Annotated in this window: 16 protein-coding genes; 3 read left to right on the top strand and 13 right to left on the bottom strand. The window is 43.8% G+C overall.

Annotated features, from left to right (window positions below; all coding sequences use genetic code 11):
- Positions 1–217: 217 nt before the first annotated feature.
- Positions 218–1,189 (top strand): ATP-binding protein, encoded by a 972-nt coding sequence (locus ACZW67_RS11965; protein WP_465183431.1) that lies wholly within the window; start codon positions 218–220, stop codon positions 1,187–1,189.
- Between the two features lie 41 nt (positions 1,190–1,230).
- Here the strand turns inward: ACZW67_RS11965 and ACZW67_RS11960 are convergent, their stop codons facing one another.
- From ACZW67_RS11960 to gyrA, 6 genes are all read right to left on the bottom strand, one after another.
- Positions 1,231–2,370, bottom strand: a complete 1,140-nt coding sequence (locus tag ACZW67_RS11960; RefSeq protein WP_465183430.1) for a ribonuclease Z — start codon at positions 2,368–2,370, stop codon at positions 1,231–1,233.
- Positions 2,371–2,402: 32 nt separating this feature from the next.
- Positions 2,403–2,660, bottom strand: coding sequence for a hypothetical protein (locus tag ACZW67_RS11955; protein ID WP_465183429.1), 258 nt, complete (start codon positions 2,658–2,660; stop codon positions 2,403–2,405).
- A 93-nt stretch (positions 2,661–2,753) separates the two neighbouring features.
- Positions 2,754–3,422, bottom strand: a complete 669-nt coding sequence (locus ACZW67_RS11950; protein WP_465183428.1) for a glutathione S-transferase — start codon at positions 3,420–3,422, stop codon at positions 2,754–2,756.
- Between the two features lie 187 nt (positions 3,423–3,609).
- The gene (gene rarD, locus ACZW67_RS11945) at positions 3,610–4,677 is read right to left on the bottom strand and encodes an EamA family transporter RarD (protein WP_110922348.1); all 1,068 of its coding nucleotides are present in this window, start codon (positions 4,675–4,677) and stop codon (positions 3,610–3,612) included.
- A 240-nt stretch (positions 4,678–4,917) separates the two neighbouring features.
- Positions 4,918–5,988, bottom strand: a complete 1,071-nt coding sequence (gene rarD, locus ACZW67_RS11940; protein ID WP_465183427.1) for an EamA family transporter RarD — start codon at positions 5,986–5,988, stop codon at positions 4,918–4,920.
- A gap of 200 nt (positions 5,989–6,188) precedes the next feature.
- Positions 6,189–8,990 carry a DNA gyrase subunit A gene (gene gyrA / locus ACZW67_RS11935; RefSeq protein WP_465183426.1) on the bottom strand — a complete coding sequence of 934 codons (2,802 nt, stop codon included), beginning with the start codon at positions 8,988–8,990 and terminating at the stop codon, positions 6,189–6,191.
- Positions 8,991–9,430: 440 nt separating this feature from the next.
- Between gyrA and ACZW67_RS11930 the strand changes: the two genes are divergently transcribed.
- On the top strand, positions 9,431–9,712 hold the full coding sequence (locus tag ACZW67_RS11930) for a hypothetical protein (RefSeq protein WP_110922345.1): 282 nt from the start codon (positions 9,431–9,433) through the stop codon (positions 9,710–9,712).
- Between the two features lie 162 nt (positions 9,713–9,874).
- Entirely contained in the window at positions 9,875–10,726 is an 852-nt protein-coding gene (locus ACZW67_RS11925) for a methyltransferase (RefSeq protein ID WP_465183425.1), read from the top strand.
- Between the two features lie 97 nt (positions 10,727–10,823).
- On the opposite strand, the gene ACZW67_RS11920 is transcribed toward ACZW67_RS11925, so the two are convergent.
- From ACZW67_RS11920 to ACZW67_RS11890, 7 genes are all read right to left on the bottom strand, one after another.
- Positions 10,824–12,032: an ABC transporter ATP-binding protein gene (locus ACZW67_RS11920; protein WP_465183424.1), complete on the bottom strand. Its 1,209-nt coding sequence runs from the start codon at positions 12,030–12,032 to the stop codon at positions 10,824–10,826.
- Between the two features lie 110 nt (positions 12,033–12,142).
- Complete coding sequence (locus ACZW67_RS11915; RefSeq protein ID WP_465183423.1) at positions 12,143–13,837, bottom strand: ABC transporter permease; 1,695 nt, start codon at positions 13,835–13,837, stop codon at positions 12,143–12,145.
- Between the two features lie 123 nt (positions 13,838–13,960).
- Positions 13,961–15,070, bottom strand: a complete 1,110-nt coding sequence (locus ACZW67_RS11910; RefSeq protein ID WP_110922342.1) for an extracellular solute-binding protein — start codon at positions 15,068–15,070, stop codon at positions 13,961–13,963.
- A gap of 406 nt (positions 15,071–15,476) precedes the next feature.
- Positions 15,477–16,208: a 16S rRNA (uracil(1498)-N(3))-methyltransferase gene (locus ACZW67_RS11905; protein WP_465183422.1), complete on the bottom strand. Its 732-nt coding sequence runs from the start codon at positions 16,206–16,208 to the stop codon at positions 15,477–15,479.
- The gene (locus tag ACZW67_RS11900) at positions 16,205–17,797 is read right to left on the bottom strand and encodes a 3-deoxy-D-manno-octulosonic acid transferase (protein WP_110922340.1); all 1,593 of its coding nucleotides are present in this window, start codon (positions 17,795–17,797) and stop codon (positions 16,205–16,207) included. Before ACZW67_RS11900 ends, ACZW67_RS11905 begins: the two co-directional genes overlap by 4 nt.
- Before the next feature lie 143 nt (positions 17,798–17,940).
- The gene (locus ACZW67_RS11895) at positions 17,941–19,488 is read right to left on the bottom strand and encodes a tetratricopeptide repeat protein (protein WP_465183421.1); all 1,548 of its coding nucleotides are present in this window, start codon (positions 19,486–19,488) and stop codon (positions 17,941–17,943) included.
- A 104-nt stretch (positions 19,489–19,592) separates the two neighbouring features.
- Complete coding sequence (locus ACZW67_RS11890; RefSeq protein WP_465183420.1) at positions 19,593–21,230, bottom strand: cardiolipin synthase; 1,638 nt, start codon at positions 21,228–21,230, stop codon at positions 19,593–19,595.
- Between the last annotated feature and the right edge of the window lie 316 nt (positions 21,231–21,546).

Here is a 21,546-nt window from a genome sequence, read left to right as displayed (position 1 = left end):
GTAGATAAACAAGGAAGAAATTGCCGTTAATATGAACATATTGACAAAATTTCTGACGATGTTTAGCAAAATTTAGCCATTTTAAGGCCACTAAACGTATTAATGTGCTAATTGATGACACACCCTAATACTACGCTCAGTAGGCGCCAAAAGTTTAGCCACGTTAATGATATTTTTGGGTATGGTATTACAGACAACCTTAATTGCTAGAGCCACTATGTCACAATCAACCATCCCAACCGCGCCATCTGATCAGCCTACTTATGCCCTACCTCAACCTTTACTAGACTTACTCAGTCAGTACTTAAAAGAGCAGGTTACACCGACGATTGAAATCGATCCGAATCAGCTTGCTTATCGCTGGGTTGGTGGACGCACTGGCAACTTAGAGCCTTTGTCAGTCAACTTATTTTTGAGCTTAGATGACTTGCATGGTATCGATACGCAAAAGTCTAAACTGGTACAAAACACCCGTCAGTTTATTAAAGGTTATCCTGCCAATCACGTCTTAATGTCAGGGACACGCGGTGCCGGTAAATCATCATTGATTCGCGCCTTGCTTCAAGCCCATCATAGTGAAGGCTTGCGTATTATTGAAGTTGCTCGCGATGATCTGCAAATATTAGATAAGATTCGCGCTGCCATTAACGCCCTACCAGCAGATTGTGATTGCCGCTACATCGTATACTGTGATGATCTCGCATTTGACGGTCAAGATGAAAGCTATCGTACGCTAAAGAGCGTGCTTGATGGCTCGCTAGACTCTGAGCAAGACAAGCTACTGGTCTATGCCACCAGTAATCGCCGTCGCCTGCTACCACAAATGATGAAAGACAATATTAATATCTACAATGGTCAGACGGATGAAGTCAATCCTTATGAAGCCATTGATGAGACCGTGTCATTGTCAGATAGATTCGGTTTATCACTCACTTTCCATCCTATGGATCAGCAGACTTATCTGCATATCGTTCAGCATTATCTGAATTTAGAACAGCAGAAAATCTCAGCTGATATGGATAGCGATGCTAAGAATGCTTTGGAAAGCCAGACCATGCCTGACAAGATCAAAAAGGATGCGCTACGTTGGGCCTCTGAACGTGGTGGTCGCTCAGGACGAGTTGCTTACCAGTTCAGTCGATACTGGAGTGGTGTAACGCAATTGGAAATTGCAGACGGTAAGCGCTAAGCCATATTTAACGCTAAGCTATATCTAATGCTAAACCATATCTAATCACTGCGTGCAGAGCCTATATACTGCACGCTTTTGTCTTCTTGACTGCCCTTTTGATTACTTGCCACGTCAACTGCGCCATCGACCATATATTGGTCAAAATCTGCCGCCAGCCATAGATTGCCTTTGTAAACGCTCTTAGCATCTAAACGAATGTATGCCATATTTGGTGTCTTGCTATTAGGATTATCAAAACCCTGATAACGCGCGCTAAAGTGCGTCAATATTAGATTATTTACGCCACTTTTTTCCACAAAATCTGCCACCAATTGCGCACTACTATGCATCGGATCAAACTCTGGATTTTTGGCTTGAATCTTAGTCAGTACCTCATGTGTATACGTTGCTTCATGCACCAATAAATCCGTGTCGACCAACGCCGCCGTGAGACACGCTGGCGTATCGTTATCTCCAGCCACCACTACTCGCGTTCGTGATAGGTTATCATTGACATAATCATCTGCACATAATTGCTGACCCTCTTCAGTGATGACATCTTCCCCTTGCTGCAATTTACCCCACAGTGCGCTTGCAGGAATACCTTGCGCTAGCAGTTTATCCGTATCAAGCGTACGATGATGGATAGTCTGCGTGATGCCAAATGCATGAGAGGCAACCCGATGTGATAGCGGTGTGATATCAATATCAAGCTGATGCTGGTCACTTAATCGAATATTCACCTTGTTTGTATCACTTTGCACAGACAGCATGTCTTCAATCGCTATAAAGTTAAGAGCAAAAGGTAAATACAATTCCGTGGTTAAGGTAATGGCTTCGAGCAATGTCGCGATGGCTTTTGGGGCAATGAGTGTCAGCGGCTCGCGGCGTCCTGACATAGCTGCACTGGCCAATAATCCTGGCAAACCGTAGCAGTGATCGCCATGCACATGGGTGATACAGATAGCGGCTAGCTGATGCACAGAGAGTCTGGTATGTAACAGTTGCTGCTGCGTGCCTTCACCACAATCTATCAGTATCCATGGACGAGATTTTTTATTTTGATTAGCACTCTGTGACTTATTACCCTGTTGCGTGCCAGATAAATAAGGATTCAGGCATTCAATCGCCAGTGCGGTCACATTTCGCTGTTTGGTTGGCACACCGGCAGAGGTACCCAAAAAAGTCAGCTTCAACATAGATCACCTCCCTTACACATGATATTTATCTGCTATGACAATTGGCACATCATGGTTTTTTGTGCTTCAACCATCTGCCCACCATTGGCCGTACATTCATTGACCATGTTGGACTCATAAGACTTCCAACCACCATAAAAGCTCGCTGCGCATAGTATTACAACCAAAATTTTCTGCGACCAAGATTTGATAGAGACTTGCTGGCTATTCACAGCGGCTCTATCCATTTGAGAGTCAGCAGTGTTGTCTGTATCAATTTTTTTGGTGTTTAATTTATTCGAATCTGTCATTTGTAATCCTAAAAAAGGTTTTGTCTATAAATAAACAAAACCTTTCATTTTACTATCAAATTAGTTATTTATCATTGATTAAATATAGCTCGTCTAAAACTGCAAACGCCCGCCTTTGGCTTCTGCACGTTTGAAGGCATCGCGCTCTTCACAACGTTTTAGCCAATTTAAAATATTGGCATATTTGCGACTGTCTAAACCTTCACCTGCATTGGCTCCAGCAATCGCAAGGTGCATCTGAATATCAGCAGCACTGAACTCACTGCCTGCAAACCAATGATTGTCTTGCAAGCGCTGCTCGATCATATACAGCATTTTTTCTAGACCGCTGCTTATCATGTTTTTTTCGACTTGACCCTGGATTTTTTTACTAATGGGCCTGATCAGCATTGGGGACTGCTGAACCACTTTGGTGAATACCAAACGCATTACTAGCAGTGGCATCAGTGATGACTCAGCAAAGTGTAACCAAAAAGTATAAGCTTCCCATGCTGCTTCGTTGTCATCAGTAGGTTTAAACTGCTGCTCTTTATCATAATGCTTGAGTAGATACTCAATGATAAATCCTGACTCAATCAGCGCGCGATCATTCACTTCTAGTATGGGTACATTGCCAAGTGGGTGCACTTTTTTTAAGCTTTCTGGCGCGCGATATGCTTTAGTGCGCTCGTAGCTCGTCAAGTTATAATCGACGTTTAACTCTTCTAACAGCCATAAAATACGGAACGAGCGTGAGTTTGCTAAATGATGAAGATGCAACATAAACCATCCTAGTTATAGTGTGAATGAGCAATAATATTTTATATAGGGTGTGCTGCATTTCTCTAAGTCTGGCAGCACTGCTCTTGATAATAGCGTAATTACCTCATCTTTGACACAGAAACTGTATCGCGTTATGCCAAAAGATATAGCCCGCCAAGTCAGATTTATATAGACACCATGGCAAGATTTACTTTAAATGCAATGCTTCGATTTTGCGTGTCATCTTATCTATTTTTTGCTGATACTTTTTAATTTTACGAAACCGATGCGCGGCTAATACGCCTTTAATACGGCGATTTTTGAGACGACGGCGCGGTGGAAAACTACCCACTTGTGGCTCATTGTAGCCATGTAGTCGGTCGTCACGTTTGCGTGCCATATAACCAAGTGCACTGTCCGCAATCATGATAAGCAATGCGATAAAAATCATGCTGTACATCAGCATCGAGCCTTCTTCGACATTATGATCCAAAATAGCAATGGAAAATATAAACAAGAATATCGGCTCAAGGTAGCATAAAGTGCCAAACAGTGAGACGGGGAGCTTTCGACTCGCTATCATCGTCAACGACATCGCAGCGGTACTAATAATGCCAAGTAAAGGCAACAGATACCACAGTTTATGGTTGGTTATCGCTACTTCAAAGCCACCATTCATATACAGCGCAACCAATACGACTGGTAACAACAATACAAGATCCGATATAAGACCAGTGATGGGCGGCACTGCCAAATAACGACGCAATAAATAATAAGGCGGGTAACCCAAGCAGACAAACAACGTCGCCCAAGAAATAGCACCATATTGAAAGATATCATAAGCAATACCAAAGCCTGCGCATCCGATGGCAACCCACTGGAGTAGGCTCATGTCTTCATTATAGAAAAACCGACCAACCACAATCATAATCATCGGATATAAGAAGTAGCCTAACGTTACTTCCAGCCCCAAGCCATTGACGGGTGCCCACATGAATATCCAAATTTGCGCACCCAAAATCGGTGTGGGTAGTATGAATAAAAACCACTCTTTCGCGTTTTTTAATGTTTTTAGATAATCAAAAATATGCTGCCACTGCTTTAGTAAAGTGACTAGCAACACCAAACTAAAAAACATCGTCAGCACGCGCCACGACGCAACCTGTGTACCTGATAATGGTTGCAGTAGTAAGCCAAATAAGAACAGCAGTGAATACAAAAAATTTGCAGCCACGGCAGTGATTGTACCCTGCGAGGTTTGGTTAGTAGTCATCATGGCAGCGGCCTTTAACGATTGGTGCACATCCTTGGCAATTTTTAAAAAAAACAAAAGCCTCAGACGAGAACGTCTGAGGCTTTTGCAAATAAGGTCGTCGCGCAATCTAAGATAAACGCTTTAAATGTATGGTGCTTACATCATGGTCGGCATTATGTCAAAGTCAAAACAGATAAGCAATACCAGTGTTCACCTATTGTCTCAACTTCTTCATTGAGTAAATTAAATACACCTAACTAATTATTTTAAATCAAGTTTCTCTATTTTCTGCTGTATCTTATTCATCTTTTTTTGGTAGCGGCGTTTCTTACGAAAACGATGGGCTGTCAGCACGCCATCGATGCGCTGATTGATAAAATGACGCCGTGGAGGAAAGCCCCCTATCTGTGGTTCTCTATAACCATGCAGGTGATCATCACGGCGACGAACCATATAGCCTGTCGCACTATCCGCCATCATAACCAGTAGCGCAAGCGTAATCATGCCGTACATAAAGAGAGAGCCGCCCTCCTCAAGACTCTGACTGAGAACGGTAATAGATAACACAAATAGCAGCATAGGCTCTACATAGCTTAATGCCCCAAATAAGGACACGGGTAGCTTACTACTAGCAATCATTGTCAATGACATCGCCAGCGCACTAAAAGCACCAAGCAATGGCAATAGATACCAAAATTTCATGTCTTGTGTTGCCACACTAAAGCCACCACTAACATATAGCATGGTGAGTACCACTGGCGTCAGCAATGTCAGATCAAACAGCAGACCCGTCACTGGTGGCACAGACAGTGTACGCCGCAGCAGATAGTACGGCGGATAACCCAAGCATACAAACAGCGTCACCCAAGATATCGACCCATATTGGAATATATCATAGCCAATACCCATCGCTGCAAATAGCGCTGCCGCCCACTGTAATACGCTCATATACTCATGATAAAAAAACCGACCCAATACTATCATCACTAGCGGCAATAGAAAGTAGCCCAAAGTGACATCCAAACCAAAGCCGTTCACCGGTGCCCACATAAACAGCCAAATCTGTCCACCCAAAATTGGTGCGGGTAATATAAATATTAACCATTCTTTAATCGTCTTGAGCGTCTTTATATAGTCAAACACATGCTGCCACTGCTTGGTAAAACTGACTAGTAACATCAGACTCAACAGCATCATCAACACACGCCATGACGCGACTTGTGTGCCAGTTAAGGGCAGCATAAAAAGCCCGAACAAAAACATCATCGCGAATAAAAAGCTCGATGATATCGATGCAAGGGTACCTTGAAAGGTTTGATTGGTCGTAAACATAACAACAGCCTTAAAAATATAACTTTATGGGCGTAATTTATAAAAAATTATAGAAGCTAAGGTTTATATAACTTAAGAGCGAATAGCAGACCTCAAAATTAATAATCCTCAGAAAAACAAAAAAGCCTCCGACGATAACGTCAGAGGCTTTTCTAGAACAATCATATAAGACTAGATCAAAAAGCTAACTACTGAGGCACTTACTCGCCGTCTAATTCATCACTGTTTGCAATATCAATAACATCACTAACGTCGGTTGACACTGCGTCACCAGTCGCCGCATCGATGTCTATCTGCTCTTGACCTTCTACATCGAACGTACCATCTTCTTTCATGGCATCGATAAGCTCATCATCGCCTTCTTGGTGTTCAACACGTGCCATAGCAACCAGCTTCTCATCTTTTGACAGACGAATCAGCGTGACACCTTGAGTATTACGACCAGAACTGGCCACATGCTCAACTGGCGTACGAACTAACGTGCCTTTGTCAGAGATTAAGATGATGTCATCTTCAGGATCAACCTTAGTGGCACGAACCAGCGCACCATTACGCTCACTGGTTTTGATCGCGATAACACCGCCACCACCACGATTTTGGGTGTTGAACTCATCGATAAAGGTACGTTTACCAAAGCCATTTTCACAAGCAATCAGAATTTCACGTACATCGTCTTCGATAACGACCAATGATTTGATAAATTCATCAGTAGCCAGACGCATACCACGGACGCCTTTCGCAGTACGGCCCATTGCACGAGCGTCATTCTCATCAAAACGAATGGCTTTACCGCTTGAGGCAAACAACATCACTTCTTGGCTACCATCAGTGATACGAGCGCTGACCAATTTATCGCCGTCTTCTAGACCAACTGCAATGAGACCGTTCGAGCGAATATTTGCAAACTGCTTGAGCTCTACGCGTTTCACGGTACCATTAGCCGTTGCAAAGAATACAAAAGGCGCCTCTGCTTGGTTGCTGCCCTCTAATGAGTCATCATCGCTATCTATTAAGATATCTGCGTCTGATATCTCACCTGTAACCGATGTGTCCTCTACGATTTTTGGAATCGGTAATATCGTCGTAACGGTTTCATCACCATTTAAGCCGATTAGATTGACCAACGGACGACCACGTGCACCGCGACTGGCGATAGGCACCTCAAAACCACGTAAGCTAAAGACACGGCCACTATCCGTGAAGCACAATACGGTAGAGTGAGTGGATGTCACGACTAAATGATCAATCACATCATCTTCTTTCATTGCCGTGGCAGACTTGCCTTTACCGCCACGTTTTTGCGCGACATAATCATCAATTGGCTGAGTCTTAGCATAACCCGTACGCGACACTGTCATCACGACTGTTTGCTCTGGAATAAGGTCTTCACGGCTAAAGTCAGTACGTGAGTCAATAATGTCCGTACGACGCTCGTCGCCAAAGTTATCACGAATCTCAATCATCTCATTAGAGATAATGGTCATTAGCTTATCGAAATCACCAAGGATAGACTCTAAATGCGCAATCTCACGTAATAGGTCTTGGTATTCTTCAGTTAATTTGTCTTGCTCAAGACCAGTCAGACGATGCAACTGCATATCTAAAATGGCATTGACCTGCTCAAGAGACAAGCGATAACTCGCGTCATTCTCTATTAAACCAAACGGTGCTTTAGGATCTTCGCCTTCGATAAACTCAGGACGTACAGATTGGCTGCCAGCAGCGGTAAGCATCGCAACGACGCTACCTGAGCCCCACGTATTATTTAGCAGGCTTTCACGTGCTAAACCACGGTTTGCAGATGCTTTAATTGTCGCAATAATCTCATCAATATTGGCCAGTGCAACGGTTAAGCCTTCAAGCAAATGACCACGGACGCGCGCTTTGTTCAATTCGTAAATAGTACGACGTGTCACCACTTCTTGACGATGACGGACAAATGCAGCAATCAACTGACGCAAGGTCAATATCTTTGGCTGACCGTTATCTAGCGCGACCATATTGATACTAAAGCTAGACTCGAGTGGCGTTTGTAGAAACAGGTTATTAACAATAACTTCAGCAGTCTCACCGCGGCGCAAGTCAATAGCGATACGCATACCGTCTTTGTCAGACTCATCACGAATTTCGCTAATGCCTTCGATTTTTTTATCACGAACCAATTCTGCGATACGCTCAATCAGTTTGGCTTTATTGGCTTGATACGGTACTTCTGTGAATACAATGCGCTCGCGATCACGGTTGACGCCAGCATTGCTCATCGGCTCGATATGATAACGACCACGAATATGCAAGCGGCCTTTACCTGTACGATAAGCATCTAAGATACCGGCACGGCCATAGATGATACCGCCCGTAGGAAAGTCAGGACCTGAGATATGTGACATCAGCTCTTCAGCTGAAACTTGTGGGTTTTCGGCATACGCCAAACAAGCATTAATCACTTCGGTCAAGTTATGCGGCGCCATGTTGGTCGCCATACCGACAGCAATACCCGTTGCACCATTGACCAACAGGTTAGGAATACGCGCTGGCATGACGCTTGGCATGCGCTCAGAGCCATCGTAGTTGTCTTCCCAATCGACCGTGTCTTTGTCCAAATCAGCGAGCATCTGATGAGTCAGTTTGGTCATACGTACTTCGGTATAACGCATGGCTGCCGGAGGATCATCATCGATCGAGCCAAAGTTACCTTGACCATCAACCATCGGATAACGCAAGCTGAAATCCTGTGCCATACGGACAATCGCATCATATACAGCGCTGTCACCATGCGGATGGTACTTACCGATGACATCACCGACCACACGTGCTGACTTCTTGTATGGTTTATTGTAGTCATTAGATAGTACATGCATGGCATACATCACGCGGCGATGGACAGGTTTGAACCCATCACGTACATCAGGTAGCGCACGCGAGACAATCACGCTCATCGCATAATCCAGATAGGACTGCTTCAGTTCATCTACGATGCCAATAGGACTGACCGACTCGCTCATATACACTCCTTCACTCATATCCACGCTATTAATTTTGCAGGCTTTATAGATAGATTATTAGCGCCTATAAATACTGATAAAAACCAATAAATATAACGGGCACAGCAACACTATAAAGCGTGAAAAATACTGGGAAAATGATGATATTTTTGATAGTAAAATAAAGAAGCTATTTTAGCACAAATTTGCCGATTTAGGGGGTTCCGAGTACTATTAAAATCAAGCAAAACAGCCTATTAACTGCAATATTTGAAGCAATCAACATCCTCTGAAAATATATTACTAACAGGCACGTTTTGATTGGCTGATTTTGCCATTTTTAGCCCATTTGAATGACTATCTAGTAAATTGAAAACATGCCCTAGACAAAAAAAAATTAAACGCTACACTAACTTATCTTTTACAACACTTAAATAACGACCTAACAGGCTACTCTTATTATGGATATCATTCTTGCGATTGTTTGGATTCTAGCAATGGTGCTATATAGCTTTTCGAGCGATTATGTTTCTAAATTTCCTAACCATAACAATCGTGCTGTACCGTATGTCCGTTGGGGAGCACTTTTAGTCGCAATGGCTTTATCGGCATACTTGGCAAAAGCCTATCAAGAAAACCTACAAGGCAATGGTATGTGGGTGTTTGTTATCGTCGTATTTGTCATTATTATTTTATCGAAAATTATCTTCAAATGGGTCATTAATAGACGTTTGAAACGCTAGATTGAACTGAACACTTTTCTTATAGTCAAAGAAATCTAAAACAGCTACAAGGCAGCCGACCGCAGATTGTACATATAGTACTTCTAGGGAGGGTAACACCGTAGCAGTTTGGTAGTGCGCTGACTATACTCTAAACCTCTTAATTATTGATCTGAATGCCTTATGCCAACTAAACCTCAAGACAACCAATCTGAATCAAACCGTTCCATACCAATAGAGGTCGATCGAGCAGATCGTAGCTTTGATGCCATTGCTGATCATTTTGAAAAGAAGGTCTACGGCGGTCTGAAAGGTGACATCAGACTGGCAGTACTGCGTCGTGACATCTTTGAATATTGCACGCAAATGAGCAAAGATCTGAATCGACCGCTACGTATCTTAGATGTAGGTGCAGGATTGGCTCAGATTTCGATAGAACTTGCTGCACAAGGTCATACCCTGGTTATCAATGATATCTCTGAGAATATGCTAGAAAAAGCAAAAGCAAGCGCGGAAAATAGTGATCAAGTGTTAGATATCACATGGTATGTTTGCCCGTATCAAGATCTTGTAGGAAAGCTGGCTCAGGCAAGAACAGAAAAATTTGATTTGATACTCTGTCATGCCCTACTTGAATGGTTGGCGGAGCCCGCTGCAGTCATGAGCTTTTTTGATCAGCATCTAACAGATAATGGTGCGCTGTCACTGTGCTTCTATAACCCAGCGAGCTTCGATTATCGCAACCTGATCATGGGGAACTTTAATTTACTTGATAATCCCGAATACAAAGCTGATAACAAAAAAAGCCTAACCCCCAATTATCCTGTCGCTAAAGAAGAAGTAGAGTCTTGGCTGGCGACACATCATTATAAAACGGTACGCACCAGTGGTCTGCGCGTGTTTCATGACTATACACCGCTTAAGCGTGGCGGACATAACGATCCAGAAGCAGTCATTCGGATGGAACTGCGCTACTCACAACTAGAACCCTACAAGTGGCTGGGACGCTATTTGCACATACTAGCCACTCGTTAAATTAATACGTAATCATTAATCTATCCGAGCTTTCATACTTATTTCTTTGAGAGATAAGTATTTAAAAGCAGGTCTTTTGAGCAATGTCTATTAACTGCTACTGTGCCTCTTCTGACCTATCGTACTCTGACCATGTTGTCGCATTGATGTTCTTTTCATCGAAAACAACGACATGCTCAAGCATGGGTAAAATACCGATGCGTGTGCCAATGCCATGGTTGTGATGACTGGCAACTAGAGACAGTACGGTCTGCCCATCATCGAGCTGTAAGCGATACAAGTAGTTCGCACCACGAAACACACGCCCGATAACCAATGCTGTCTGCTTACTATCGTCGTCATGAATGATATCGTCAGGGCGTACCAGCACCTTAATCAATGTGCCGTTTGGATAATCATATTCACAGTACTGCGGTTGACCAGACTCATCATAGACTTCCGTACGGCGATAAATATTACCCAGTGCTGTCTCAACATGACCTTCTTTGATGATGCCATCTATCATCGCACCCTCGCCGACGAACTCGGCAACGAAAGGACTGATTGGCTCATGATAAAGTTCGCTCGGCGTCGCCCATTGCACTAACTTACCTGCTTGCATTACCCCAACTTTATCCGCTAATGCAAAGGCTTCGTTTTGATCATGGGTTACCAAAATAGCCGTGGTATTGGTGCGTTTTAAGATATCACGGACATTCATCGCCAATGATTCGCGTAGCACCACATCCAAATTCGAAAACGGTTCATCAAGTAGCAATAGTTTAGGCTTCGGCGCTAATGCACGGGCTAAGGCCACTCGTTGCTGCTGGCCACCTGAAAGCTCATTCGGACGTTTGTCCGCGTGCTCGGTCAACTCAACAAGGCTTAACATTTCAGCCACTCGTGCTTTTTTGTCAGCGGCAGACCATTTGTTAAGACCAAAAGCGATGTTCTTTGCCACGCTAAGATGACCGAATAATGCATAGTCCTGAAACACCATCCCCATGCCACGCTTGGCTGGGGCTACTGCATAGGACTTACGATTGGTGATATCTGTTAAGCACTGATTATTCAAATGAATATTGCCGCCACGACTTTGCTCTAGCCCTGCAATGGCGCGTAATGCGGTGGTCTTTCCGCAACCGCTGTAACCCAAAAAGCAGCCAATCTCGCCTTGCTGTAGCACTAGCGACAGACCATTAACGATGATCGTATCGTCATAACCCACTATTAAATCTTGCACACTAAAATAAGGGTTGATACTAGTATCTGCTTCAGTATCCATTGATTGAGAGCCTGATGAGCCTTTGATTGAATCAGTGTGCATAGACGGTACCAGTTAGCGATTAGTAAATAAAACCTGTAGATAAAGCGGTAGAACGATAGAGAAATTACGACGAAAGACTATAATATTTGAGGTGAATGTTAACACCACGTTTAGCTTTGCTTGTCGCTTTGACGCAATAGTATCCAGACAGGCAACAGACCAACCAGCACAATCAATAAGCTTGGCAACGCGGCTCGTCCCCACATGCCTTCACTGGTCATCTCAAACACCCGTACTGCCAACGTGTCCCAGCCTTGACGTCTGGTCATTAGCGTAATCGGCATCTCTTTCATCACTTCGACAAAGCCCATCAATAACGCGGTCAGTACACCAGGACTGAGCACTGGTAACATCACATGTCGCCATCGTTGATAAGCGCTATCACTCAGTAATTTAGCAGCCGCCTCTTGATTGACAGTCAGCCGTTGCAATTGACGGTCGACAGGTTGGAAACTCACCGTCATAAAGCGCGTTGATAATGCCAATAGCATAACAATAACACTGCCTGATAGTACTTGCTGTGACGTAATGCCAAAGGCAATCATTTGATTGTCTAACCATGCGATTGGAATGAAGATTCCGACAGCCAATACTGTACCTGGTACTACATAACCCAAGTTGGCCAAAGTGGTCATTAGCTTAGTTGACCTATCAGGATATTGACGTTTTATCCATGCAATAACAATGGCCAAAAAGCCAATGAAAATTGTGGTCATACTCGCAATCATCAGGCTATTGGTCACAAAACCAATATAACGCGCATCGAAATCTTGCCTGAAGTTTAATGCGGTCCAATAGATAAGCTGAAGAAACGGTATGAAAAAAGCCACTGAAAACACGAACGTACACAGTAATGTCATGGCCCATTTAGCTGATTTACTGACTTCAAAACGCTGGCTACTGCCTTGAGTGATAGACTGACCGCGCTTTGCCTGCCAATACTGCTCAAACAATACAACGATAAATATCATGCCGATTAACAATGCTGCCAGCTGCGCGGCTGTGGTCAAGCTAAAAAAGCCAAACCATGCTTTATAGATAGCCGTCGTAAACGTATCGACATTGAAGACTGACACTGCACCAAAGTCTGCAAGTGTCTCCATGCTGGCCAATAATAGCCCACCAATAATCCACGGAAGTGCTTGCGGTAATGCCAAACGAAAGAACACGCGGCCACGGCTTAAGCCTAGCATCTGCCCTGCCTCTATCGCACGCCTGCCTTGCGATAAAAACGCTTGGCGTGCCAATAGATAAACGTAGGGGTAAAAGGCTAGGGATAATACCAAACCTGCACCCCAGACATTTCGTACCGAAGGAATCGCGGTACCAATTCCCATATCACGTAGACCTGTCTGCAATGGTCCACTGAAATCCACAATACCGAGAGTAACAAATGCTAAAACATAGGCAGGTATCGCGAGCGGCAACATCAACGCCCACGAAAAAAACCGCTGCCCAGGGAAGCGGTACATGCTGGTCACCCAAGCAAGCGCGGTGCCAACCGTTCCAGAAATCACCACTACCATTAACAACAAAATCGCGGTGTTTTTTAGAACCTGCGGCAGTACATACTCTGCCATGTGACCCCAGATATCAGCGACTGGCTGTGTCCACGATAGCAGTACGATTACAATTGGCACCAGCATAAACAACGAAATCAGTCCTAAGACTGATTTTGAGATAATACGTTTACGGAGAGTATGGTCTTGGCTGACAATCTGATGCTTATCAATAATAGTATTATCAATTACCGTGTCATTGACTGTATCATTCTGACGTACAGACGCGTCTGGCATTGTGCTCATAAATTATTACCGTGTCATACGCATAAAGACCTTACATCATACCAACCCTAAAAACACTATGAGCCGCATCAAACTTAGCTAGCTTACTGTCGTTTTTAAGATTGGTATTATTGGTAGTGACGCCTATTTATAACCTGCTTTGTCCATCAACTGAATGGCTTGAGTTTGCAATTCTCCAAACTTCTGCACGTTGATGTCATCTTTGTTGAATGGGCCCCATGATCTAAGTAGGTCTGACTCATCAATCCCTTCTTTGACTGGGAACTCTTTATCTGAGCTGGCATACAGGCCTTGCGCCTCATCAGATGACAACCACTCTATGAGTTTAAGCGTACCGTCTGGATTATCAGATCCAGCTACCACACCAGCACCTGAGATGTTCACATGCGTACCAGTCGTGTCTTGGTTTGCCCAGAATATGCTGACAGGGAAATCTGGTTTTTCATCTAGCAGACGACCGTAATAGTAACTATTGGCAACACCCACTTCACACTGACCAGCGGCGATGGCTTCTAGCATAGCAACGTCATCACTGAATACGTCAGTGGCTAAGTTATCAACCCAACCACGAACGATTTCTTCTGTTTTTTCTTCGCCCAAATGTTCCATCATACTGGCCACAAGCGATTGGTTGTATACTTTCTTAGATGTACGTAGGCATAATTTACCTTTCCATTTTGGATCGGCTAAATCTGCATAAGTAGATAACTGGTCGGCACTGACTTTGCTTGGGTCATAAAAGATAGTACGGGCGCGTAGTGACAGACCCGTCCACTGACCTTTTGGATCGCGATATTTTGCAGGAACGTTGGCTTCTAATACAGTAGACGATACTGGCTGTAACAGGCCTTGCTCTGCCGCTTGCCATAAGTTACCAGCATCCACTGTCAACAGCATATCGGCTGGCGTGTTCTGACCTTCCGCTTTTAAACGTGCCATCAGCGGGCCTGTACTGTCCGTCACCAACTCAACCTTCACACCTGTTTGTTCGGTATAACGATCTAGCAATGGCTTAATTAACTGCTCATTACGTGAAGAATAAATAGTAATCGTTTGCTCATCTGTACCGGTAGCACCATCGTTAGCAGCTTGTTCTTCAGTACCCGCTTCTCCAGTTTCTTCTGTCGTAGATGAATTACTACAGCCTGCTAATCCCAACATCATGCCAAATACGGCAACAGGCAAGATAAGCTTGGTAGAAGTTAGGTTAGCGCTAATGGCACTTAATGACATGGTTTTCCCCATAATAATGCTAAAAAAGATAAGACAGCAATGGTACAGAATGGCAATAAAACCCTGACTATCAAAAGGGGCAATACTGCGACAGATGAACACGATATACTAATCGAAATGAGAGTAATTATCAATCCATTTGTTTGATTCAGAATCATGCTAACTTTATGAATCAGCAATTATTATTGAGATACCTGTTTATCAACTTTGACGGCCAAATGACTCACAGAGCTTTTGCGTATTTTCAGGTATTTTTGATATAGCTAAAGAGGTCTAAGATAGGTACAAGGCCGCCGACTGAAGATTGTACAAGCGGTACATCTAAACAAGGTAACTTGTATATCTAAGTAAGGTAACGTCATAGCCGTTTAGTCGTTTTCTAACTATTAGCAACTCTCTGACCATACTATAGCAGCCACTGTCCTAAGATAGCATTCACGGCGGCTTCGGTACGTAAGATGCGTGGGCCTATATTTACGGCTGTGCAATCTTGTGCGGCAAGTAGCTCTATCTCGTAATCTATCCAGCCACCTTCAGCACCGATACAAACCAAACTTGGAAGCCTTAGTGATTGCTGTGGTGTTTGTTGTAGTAAGTACTGTGCAAACGACAGATCACTATACGGATGCGCGACGATAGCACGATTGGTTATTAGACTTGCCAGCTCATCCTCAACAAACGGCTTAAAGCGCTTTTCTAACCTGATACGAGGTGCGATCGTATCAACACCTTGTTGCAGTCCTTCTAATACAAACTCATCGAGCCGCTCAAGCATTGGACTTTGCCAATAGCTTTTTTGCGTCCGATAGCTATTAATCAGAATAATATCGCGTACACCCAATGCGGTCATGTCCATTATCAAGCGTCGCAGTACTTTAGGACGTGGGAGCGCTAATACGACCGTAAGATCTAACTTAGGCGGTGGAGCAACATTAAGTTGAATATCGCACAATTGGATACTATCAGCACTGAGACTCTTTATGACGGCAGTGCCTAAATGACCCTCTAACTGGCCTATTTTGAGCGTGTCGCCGACTGTTGCACCCAGTACTTTATTGACATGGCTGATTTGCGATAGCTCATTGATTACTGCTGAGTCATTGGAGAAATTCGTAGCGGGCAATAATATACAGTTCATAGCAGCTCTTGATTTGAGTATTGCTCAATCACGTCTTCAATCATGGTGAATTGACGCACCAATACGGCTTGTTTCTGCACAGTCAATTGCGCGCCTGCTTGTCCTGCCTGCTTTGCAACATCTAGATGACTCAACCAAGATAATAATTGCTGATAAATAAGCGCCACATCGTCATTTTTACCTGCCTTAGGTAAAGTGGTTGTACTCGCTGCATCTAAAGCAACAGGATGATAAAACGTATTATTTGGTTGATATAACGCACCAACCTCTGACAATCTATCAACCACCGTTTGGCAAGACTGAGTATAGCCTCCCATCAGTACAGGCGTTGCGATACTGGTTGGCTCAACGGGGTTATGCCCGCCTACATCAACCAAAGAACCACCAACTAATGCCACATCTGCCAACTGATACCACGTCATTAGCTCACCCATACTATCAGCTAGATAAACATGCGTATCTGCGCTAATAGATTCCTCTGCACTACGCCGTGCCATTGTTAATTCTGTACTTTGAATGAGTGCTGCGACTTCATCAAAACGCTTAGGATGTCTAGGTACTATAATGAGTAGTGCATCAGCAAGTGCAGGATTGGACAGTAGCTGTTTGTGCAGTGATAATGCGATTTTTTCTTCGCCACCATGCGTGCTTGCCGCCACCCAAATCGGTCGACCTACGACACCAAACTCTGTTGCCAGCTCAATTTTTTGGTGTTGTATATGCTGATATTCGTCTTCTACATCGACTGTCTTCGCATCAGTAACAGCCGTATTGCTGTGAGCGGTGCTATGAGCAGTATTGTTTTTTGGCGTATTAATCACCCACTTCAACGACCCTGCCACACGAATTTTCGCACTATCAGCACCCAATTGTCGAAAGCGTTTGGCTGATTCATTGTCTTGCGCAATAATTAACGCAAGGTTTTTCATCATGCTACGGCTGACAGAACCTATCTTTTGATAACGTATAAAAGATGACGCGGATAGCCGACCATTTACCAAGATGCTAGGAATACGATGTTCGGACAGCTTGGTTAAGATATTTGCCCACAGCTCTGTTTCTACAAACAATGCGATATCAGGCTTTACATGAGCTAAAAATCGTTCGATCACGGCAGGGCTATCGACAGGTACGTAACTGTGGCTCATTCGACCTTGAGCAATCTCATCGGCGAAACGACTCGCACCACGAGCAAAACCAGTTTGAGTAGTGTTGGTTAACCATATCTGATACCCACTAGCCAATAACATATCGAGCAACGGTGCGACCGTATTGGTCTCACCCAAGGAGACCGCATGGCACCAAATGATACCTTTATCAGTGCTAGGCATATCTACTGGTGCGAAGCTAGCATCCTCTGCATTTCCTACTGGAACTGATGGATAGTTTTTACCAAAACGCTGCTCAACTTCTTGCCGATAGTTGTCACGCTTATGTGATCGTCGCCATACTTGCAGTCGATACGCGGGCTTAAGTAAGCTGATGGCAAACTGGTAATAAGATGGCGGCTGATAGACAGTTTGGCTAGTCAACGATTCAGAATCAATCGCGGATGAAGGACAATCGGATGAGGTATGAGACGATGGCATGAAGTAGCCCAGATTAGTAATGGATCGAATAGTAGAAGGTAGCGGTAAAAATTGCGCCAATTCTACCTGAATTTGGCGCGTAACAATAAACTTTTATCGCATACATAAGTCAGGAATTAAATGCCTAACTTAGTAAAAAGCCTTTAAACAATAATCAATATCAGTAACGCGACCACTATAACGGCTGCAAATAATAACTGATAACGCTTGATACTATGCTGCTCTTGCTTCTGTGTCGTTATCAGTGTTTGTGCTTGCTGCCATTGCTCCACGATTTTTGCGGCTTCCAAATGGCCATTCTCTGCTGCTTGCTCTAGCCAATATTTGCCATTATCAATATCTTGCGCCACACCTAGCCCTTGATAAAACATCTTACTTAATAGGCGCTGAGCACGACTGTCATTTTTGCTAGCTGCTTGCTTGACCCAAGCGGTACCCGATTCTGTAGCAGTACTTTTATCAGCCGCTATACCTTCATCGAGCAACTCATACATCGCTAATCGTAACATGGCGGCGGTATTTCCAGCTCTTGCAACCTCTTGTAGCTTTAACAACGCTTGTTTTTTGGCAGCCAAATGATTCTCTGAAAATACAATCTGCGCTCGCGGTTTGTTTTGCTTAGCAATGTGTTGCTCAAACTGCTCCAATACATTACTGGCTTGCTGATATTCAGTCTGACCAGATGTCTGACCCACCTCAATAGTCTCTAACTCTATGCGCAGTTGCATAAACATTTCTGGCATCGGCAATTCTTTTGAAGAAGGCACTGGTGATGCTGAAGATGTCAGTGGCTGATTTGATAGCTGTTTTGACAATTTGCTTGGAATAGTGTGTTCTGAATCAGCACCTTCTACTGGTTTAACCTGTTCTATTAGCGGCTCTTCTTTGGCTAAGGCAAGCTGACTTTGACTGTCTGGCTGAGCGAGTACTTTAGATTCTGGTATAGCAGCTGGCGTATCATTTACCCATTGTTTTTCTAATGCCGTATGCATATCAACTGCTTTGACGTTCTCTATGTCAGAGCCTTCATTTATATCTGTATCTATATCTGCATGCTTTGAGTTGCTTTCAGTAATTTGAGTAACTGGTGCCGGTGTGCCTGACTTAAGCACTTGGCTATCATTTAGCTTTGGCAGTCTTGCATTAATTGCTTGATATAGGCCACTAGCGACTTGACAGCCTTGTACCGCCTCAAACTGCCTGTCAATATGACCAAATAAACGCAAGCCAATCGGCTCTAGTGCAAAAAACAATGACGCATCGGCACTAATACCAACGTCATCACGATAAATGACCGCCATATGCTGATAAAAATCATCCGCTGTGAGTGACAGTTCTGGATAACGCTTATGTAGCTCAAACTGTCCGTACCAATGTGGCATATTTTGCCATTGCTGTGCCAAGACTCGCCCAGCATAAAATGCCAAAAACATCATGAAATTACGATAGCGCTCATCGACCAATAATGATTCTTCATTCCATTGACCGACTTTAATCATTTCACGGCGTATCTGCGATAATAGCGTATCTATGCGCTGTAAGCTTGCCAGCGACTCATCTAGCACGCAATCACGAAGCTCCGTTTCGTAAGCAATGCCACCAGCGATGGCTCGTCCGGCTAAGAAATCTTGCCAATAACCTGCTGCGATATAGTCAAAAGGCGTTAGGGGTGATGCAGACGATGCATACATAGACAAGCGCGTCCTTTATATGGATAAATTAATAATAGAAAACATAAAACCATCATGGCACCAAAACCAGATCAGCGGTTTACCTTACCCTAAAATTGAAAACGCTACAATAAAGGACTAAATAAACGGACGACGTTGTCAAACAACCGCTCTGATCCGCGACGCTGCTGCCAATCTTCTAAACTCAAAAACCGGCAGCTTTCTAAGTAAGCCGCTTGGCAATCGGCCACTTGGGCAACCATCTCTGGCGTATAAATAGCCAAGCTGACTTCCATATTTAAGTAAAAGCTGCGCATATCGATATTCACAGTGCCAAACAGACAGTAATCATCATCGATCACCACTGTTTTGGTATGCAATAACCCGCCTTTAAACAAAGCAATGGTCACACCTGCTTCCAGCAACTCTTGATAATAGGCTTGAGATGCGTGCTGCACAAGAAATGAGTCAACTTTTTCAGGCACAATCAGCGTGACATCCACCCCACGCTTAGCGGCGGTCGTCAATGCACCCGACAGGGCTTCATCAGGTACAAAGTACGGAGTAGTAATACGAATGCGTTTATTGGCGCGATGAATCACCGTGACCAAGGTGTTATAAATCACATGTTCCGTCACTTGCGGTGCTGAAGGTATTAGCTGAGCAATCACATCCTCTACGATAGGCATCTTCGGTATCACAATGGATGTCGAGCCAATATCTGGCTGTTTATGATAGTCGATACTATTTCCTAGCACTTTTACCCGACTGTTTAGATCATTAATAGTGGGGTTCATCACATATAGCTTACGTGTATAGCCATTTACTCGCTTATTAAGTGCGTGTAGATTGTCATTATTTTCGGCACCAATATCCGTGGCTACCACGATTGCCATCGCTGTCGTAATACTAATAGAGTGTTGGCTGGTCGTGCGTATTGCCACATCAATCCACTGGCCAACATTTTTATTTTGTTTAAAAAACCTCGGATCGACCAAGTTAAAGCTACCGATATAGCCAATATATTCATCAATGGCAACGAGCTTACGATGATTGCGCAAGTCAGAACGCTTAAACAATGTCTTAAACAGCCCCACTGGCAGCGACTGATGGACAAAAACGCCTGCTTTTTCTAATGTCTGGTGTGCATCACTATTAAAGAAGCTGAAACTGCCCACGCTATCCGCCAATATATGACATTCTACCCCGCGCTGCGCTGCTGCTGACAACGCTTCTATTACTTCTATCACCTGCCCCTTAGGATAAACAATATAAAACTCCATCAGGATAATGCTCTGTGCGGCATTGATATCTTCGATTAGACTCTGAAAAATAGTATTGGGATCAGTCAATAACTGCATTTTATGATTAGGAAATACCCCAAGCCCTGTCCAGCGCGTGCCTATTTGACTGACACCGCGATAGTTGGCTGGCAATAAGTCTTTTCCTTGATCAAAAACCAAATGCTCACGCTGTGCCATATCATTCATCAATACGCCCGCTTGGTCTACCCGCTCGCGATAGCGCCGCCCAATCATTGGCTCACCTAGCAGTATATAAGCGATAAATCCAAAAACAGGCACTGTATAGAGCACAGCGACCCAAGCAATCGACACACCTATATTTCGCTGCACCGACACAACACGTAGCGTCATGACTATCATGAGAACAATGTGCAATACCAAACCCAATCCTGCAAAATCACCCCAAGACCAGGTCGTAGCAGTTTGTTCAACAATGGAATTATCTATGCCAGCCTCCAACGATTAAAGTAAATAAAGCATGAGTCGTAAAATATTATCAATAGTATAGTAGTTTTTAGCCATCAAACAATAGCTAGTCATAATAAGTGCTTTTATGGCCACCTCAGTAAACACGTGGCTTGCGCGCCTATCGATAACGCTATACAGAAATTATTTTAAATTATTTACGTAAATTTTAAAAAACTGTTTGACAGGCAACTATAAATCTATATAATACACATCCACAGCAGCAGAGCTTAGTGACAAACTTAAGAGCTCAGTTGATGTTGAATAAATTGCATAGCAATTGTTCGCGGGTGATTAGCTCAGTTGGTAG

It is taken from the genome of Psychrobacter sp. TPE 89C (assembly GCF_055522395.1).
This window is presented reverse-complemented; position numbering and strand designations above follow the sequence as displayed.